The 5,058-nt window shown below is 64.0% G+C and carries 6 protein-coding genes; 4 read left to right on the plus strand and 2 right to left on the minus strand.

The genetic code is table 11. The annotated features are described in order from the left end of the window. The coding region (locus DBR22_RS24525; RefSeq protein ID WP_441296243.1) for a Y-family DNA polymerase at nt 1-539 on the minus strand (539 nt) is incomplete at its 3' end. 70 nt (nt 540-609) lie between these two features. On the opposite strand from DBR22_RS24525, the gene DBR22_RS13160 reads away from it, so the two are divergent. Continuing rightward, nucleotides 610-1,155, plus strand: coding sequence for a GNAT family N-acetyltransferase (locus DBR22_RS13160; RefSeq protein WP_219928116.1), 546 nt, complete (start codon nt 610-612; stop codon nt 1,153-1,155). Here the strand turns inward: DBR22_RS13160 and DBR22_RS13165 are convergent. After that, nucleotides 1,130-1,561 (minus strand): LexA family protein, encoded by a 432-nt coding sequence (locus tag DBR22_RS13165; RefSeq protein ID WP_108599392.1) that lies wholly within the window; start codon nt 1,559-1,561, stop codon nt 1,130-1,132. The two genes, DBR22_RS13160 and DBR22_RS13165, sit on opposite strands and share 26 nt — an antisense overlap. A gap of 160 nt (nt 1,562-1,721) precedes the next feature. On the opposite strand from DBR22_RS13165, the gene DBR22_RS13170 reads away from it, so the two are divergent. The 3 genes from DBR22_RS13170 to DBR22_RS24140 all read left to right on the plus strand — a co-directional run. Further along, complete coding sequence (locus DBR22_RS13170; RefSeq protein WP_258229188.1) at nt 1,722-2,903, plus strand: site-specific integrase; 1,182 nt, start codon at nt 1,722-1,724, stop codon at nt 2,901-2,903. Then, nucleotides 2,890-4,827 carry a tyrosine-type recombinase/integrase gene (locus tag DBR22_RS13175; protein ID WP_108599394.1) on the plus strand — a complete coding sequence of 646 codons (1,938 nt, stop codon included), beginning with the start codon at nt 2,890-2,892 and terminating at the stop codon, nt 4,825-4,827. The genes DBR22_RS13170 and DBR22_RS13175 overlap by 14 nt, the downstream gene beginning before the upstream one ends. Further along, on the plus strand, nt 4,817-5,058 hold a 242-nt coding region (locus DBR22_RS24140), incomplete at its 3' end, for a DUF6262 family protein (RefSeq protein ID WP_258229189.1). The genes DBR22_RS13175 and DBR22_RS24140, both read left to right, overlap by 11 nt.

Below are 5,058 nucleotides of genomic sequence, written 5' to 3' on the forward strand. Positions count from 1 at the left end.
GCGGCGGGCACCGAGTCCCAGTGGCAGACCCCGCCGAAGGCAGGGTTGTTTTTCGCCCATTTGTTGGCCAGCTTCGCGAGGGTTTTCGTCGTCGCGATGCCCACGCAGACCGGCACGCCCACGTTGCGGCGGACGGCGGTTTTCATGGCCCTGCCGAGGGCCAGCAGCTCGGCAGGGGAGCCTTTGACGCCGAGGAACGCCTCGTCGATGCTGTAGACCTCCAGCCATGCAGAGTAGCGTCCCAGCAGTTCCATGACCCGGGCGCTGATGTCGCCGTAGAGCTCGTAGTTGCTGGACAGGGCAACAAGGCCCCATTCCTTGGCCCTCGGGGCGAGTTTGAACCAGGGTTCACCCACGCTGATGCCCAGGGCCTTTGCCTCGGGGGAGCGGGTGACCGCGCAGCCGTCGTTGTTGGACAGCACCACCACGGGTTTGCCTTCCAGCGACGGATCGAAGGCGCGCTCGGCCGAGGCGTAGAAGCAGTTCACGTCCACGTGGGCGATCTGCGGCATCCGCCGCATGATGGCCGGCTTACTCATGGCCCCACCCGTGTGCGGGGCGGGGATTTTGGCCGCCATGCCAGCCGGAGCTCTCGGTAGAGTTTCGGCTATGGATAACCCGGTGAAGGTGCGCCGCGCCCGCGTTGAGGATGCTGCCGAGATGGCGCGCGTGAATGTGTTGTCGTGGCGTGAGACGTACCGCGGCGTGATGGCGGACAGCGTCCTGGACGACCCGGGGTTGCCCGCCGCCCGGGAACGGTTCTGGACGGTAGCGCTCAGCGATGAGCGCTACCGCGCCAACCGCGTCGCGGTGGCCGAGCGCGACGGCGAGGTGATCGGGATCGCGATGGCGGGCCCCCCGCAGAGCCCCGGTTTGCAGTGGGGCACCCACCTGTATGTGCTGTACGTCGTTGCTGCTGCGCACGGGACCGGTGCCGGCGCCGCCCTCCTGGATGCCGTCGTCGGCCCTGACGATTCGGCAGCGCTCTGGGTGGCCGATCCGAATCCCCGGGCGCAGGCCTTCTACCGCAAGCACGGGTTCGTGGCGGACGGGACCGTGAATGTGGAGGATGGCGTGCGCGAGCTCCGCATGGTGCGCCTTGCCGCTGCGGACCTTTCTTCCCAACCGCCTAAACGTGGTGAAGGCACCGCGTAGCGACACCCCAGATGGTCAGGTCCGCCAGGGCCGGGACGTGGATGTCCGGGTAGGCGGGGTTCTCGGCCTGAAGCACGACGCCGGTGCCCGTGATCCGCAGCCGCTTCACCGTAAGTTCCCCATCCAGGACCGCGACGACGACACAGCCGTCGCGCGGTTCGAGGGCGCGGTTGACGATCAGTTCGTCGCCGTCGCTGATACCGGCACCCTCCATGGAGTCCCCTGACACCCGCACCACATACGTGCTGGTGATGTCCTTGATCAGGTGCTGGTTCAGGTCGATCCGGCCGTCAAAATAGTCCTGCGCCGGCGAGGGAAATCCCGCGGCGACGGGCACAGGGGAGATCAGCACCGACAAAAAGGACATGCCCGCGTCTATCACACGGGGACCCACGATTACGCCCACAACACACCTTTATTCGAATATATGTTTCCTTCAGCCCTTGGCTGGATGTCTTTGACGTAGCCTACGGGTGCCCTACGACAGTCACGTTCGGCTTGGGGGAGCGTTATCTGAAGTGTTGTCCACGAGTTCACGGTTCCGTCAATTGGGCCTGTTAGACCGGATGCCAGAACATGAGCCTGTTTCTAAGGAGCCGCCCATGCACTGGTCCGTTCAACGAGTGATTCAGCACGATGGGGAGGAGTCCTGGACCGTGACCGACCCCTCGTACGACGTCGTGGCTCCAGTGGACCGTTTTCTTGCTCATTTGGGCGCTGTGGACCGGTCGCCGGGGACGGTCAGGTCTTATGCGTTCGACCTGCGGGACTTCTTCACGTTTCTCGAGCAGTCCCAGGTTCGGTGGCGGGACGTGCAGTTGGAGGATCTTGGCCGTTTCGTCAACTGGCTGCGGCTCGCTCCGGCCGAGAGATCGGGACAACTGCGGAGCCTGACGAGCCGGGCGGAGTATTGTTCGGCGACGACGATCAACCGCAAGTTATCCGCCGTCGGGTCGTTCTACCAGTTCCATCAGCAGCATGGGGCGGCCTTCGAGTTCCTGCCGCTGTCGCGCCGGCGCGGCGGCGGATCGTGGAAGCCGTTGCTTGCCCATCTTGGCGGTTCGGCCCGGCCGGGGAAGGAAATAAAGCGGCGGGCGTCGGCCCGGATACCGCGGACGCTCAGCCAGGATCAGGTTTCGGCGGTCCTTGGTGCATGCGACCATCTACGGGATCGGCTACTTTTCGCCCTGCTGGCTGGGTCCGGGATGAGGATCGGCGAAGCACTTGGACTTCGCCATGAGGACATTGACGCCGCTCAGTGCATCGTCAGGGTGCGGTCCCGGCGAAACGCCAACAACGCCAGGGCCAAGACCGGCGACCGTGACATTCCCGTCCAGCCCGGTCTGGTGCGGATGTTCGCCGATTACCTGTTCGACGAGTACGGGACGCTGGATTGCGACTATGTCTTCGTGAATCTTTGGGCGGAGCCCGTGGGCCGTCCGATGACTTACCAGGCGGTCCTTGATCTGGTCGCCCGGCTGCGGGCCCGTACGGGGTTTCACTTCACACCGCACCAGTTCCGCCACACGTATGCCACGGACCTGCTTAGCCGGAACGTCCCGTCTGAGGTGGTCCAGAAACTTCTGGGTCACTCATCGGTCGCGACCACGATCGACACCTATTCCCACCTCGACATTCAGCACGTGCGGAAGGCGCTGGCATCGGCGGGCTGGCTGCCGGAGAAGCCGGAGACCGACAGTGATACTTTCGGTCCAAACAAGAAGGGGACCGCTGATGACCGGGCGTGAAGTCAGGTGTGCTTCCACCGGCCCGGGCAACGCCCTGCCGCGGATGCGCCTTGCCCTTTCACCCCGGTTTGATGCCGCTGTGATTGTGTTCGATGACGCTGAGCTGGCGGGGAACCTGTTCCCGGTCTGCAGCGTTGCAGGGTGCGTCCGATTCCTCCGCACCAAGCAGATGTGCCAGACGCACCTCTTCCGGTGGAAAAAACTCGGCCAGCCTGGTCTCGATGAATTCCCGGCATTGTCGGGGCCGGCAACCAAGCCTGAAAGCTTGAATCTGGGCGGCTTGCCGGAACGGTTACGCATCGAGCTGGCCTTGGCGATCCAGCTCCTGGCTTCCCAACCCAGGGAGCGGCAAGGGTTCCGGTCACAGGACCTCCGCAGTCTGCTCAGCATGCTGAAGCAACGGGAGGCAGGGTCGTTACTGAGCCATTCCGGCGATCAAATCACCGAACTCCCGGATGCTTCATCGGCGGTACGCCGTGCCCACACGGCACTGTCCTCGGCTCTGGAACATTTTCTGGAACCGCCCAACGCGTCCTCGGAATTCGAGCGCGATCTCTGGCGGCTTGAGGTCATGGGATTCAGGGGCAGGACCGGCCAGCAGGGCAGGTTGCGGTTTAACACCATGCCGCAGCCGTGGCTAAGGCTGCTCGCGAAGCGGTTCATGCGCTGGCGGATCTCCACCGGCACGAGCTATTCCCAGCTCAACCGGGACATGACAGCCCTTCAACGGCTGGCTGACGCTTTCACCGAACACGCCGGTGCCAACGGCGCAGTGCAGCATTTCACCCGGGAAAGCATCGAGGTCTACCTCAACGTGTTGCGTCGGCTCGGCCTCAGTCCCGCCAGCCGCAGCTACTCCCTGAGTTCGACTGCCTTGTTCCTGCGCGCGGTCCGCGAAAACAACTGGGAACCGGCGCTTCCCCCATCTGCCGGGATCCGAATGGGAGACCATCCCCGCCGTCCGGCAGCACTGCCCCGGGCACTTCCCGAGTTCGTGATGGCCCAAATCGAGGACCCCAAGGCGCTCGAGCAGTTGGAGCAACCACACCGGCTCATGATGCAAATACTCATCCGCACCGGGCTTCGCCTTTCCGACACTTACCGCCTGGAAATCGACTGCCTCCTCAACGACAACCAGAACGCACCCTACCTGCGCTACATCAACCACAAAATGTCCCGCGAGGCGACCCTGCCCATTGACGACGAACTCGCGGACGCGATCACCCGGCAAGCGCTTGCCGTCCGAGCCATCATGCCCGAGGCCCGCTACCTGGCCCCCGCCCGAAACTCCCGAAGCGGGGACCGGCCATGGAACCCCGGAACCGCCGCGGGCCACATTCAGGTCTGGCAGACGACGATCGGACTGCATGATGAACAGGGCCACCCATTCCGTTTCACCGCCCACCAACTCCGCCACACCTACGCGACACGGCTCATCAATGCCGACGTCCCGCAGGAAGTGGTCCGCCGGCTCCTGGATCATGAATCCCACGAGATGACCGCCCGCTACGCGCGGCTGAAGGACGAAACCGTCCGCCGTCACTGGGAACAAGCAACGAAAATCAACATCCACGGCGAAACCATCAGTGCCGGGCAGGATGACACGATCAATGACGCGGCCTGGATGAAAGAAAACCTGGGTCGGGTCACCATGGCCCTGCCCAACGGGTACTGCGGACTGCCACTGCAGCAGGCCTGCCCCCACGCCAACGCCTGCCTGACCTGCCCGGTATTCGTCACCACCCCGGACTTCCTGTCAGAGCACCTCGACCATCTACGCTCCACGAATCGGCTCATTGCCGAGGCCCAGACGGCTGGGCAAACGCGGGTCGTCGAAATGAACCGACGCGTCGCGGTCAACCTGGAAAGCATCATCAGCACCATCCAAAGCACCAGGGACGGGAGCAGCAACGATGCGAACTGACAACACCCATCACCTTCTGGCCGCCGCTCGCCAGCGATCAGAGAAAGCGCGTCAACAAGTGGAGGAGGCGCTCAAGCAACTGGACCAAACCACCCAACCCGCGACCGTCAGTGAACTCGCCAGGACAGCGGGCGTGTCACGGTCCTGGCTTTACACCCAGCCGGACCTTTTGGAGCAGCTCCAGCAGCGGAAACTACCGGGTAAAACGTCGCCGGCGGGGTCGTCTGTTCG

This window comes from Arthrobacter sp. HMWF013, from assembly GCF_003061105.1.
Lineage (GTDB): Bacteria > Actinomycetota > Actinomycetes > Actinomycetales > Micrococcaceae > Arthrobacter.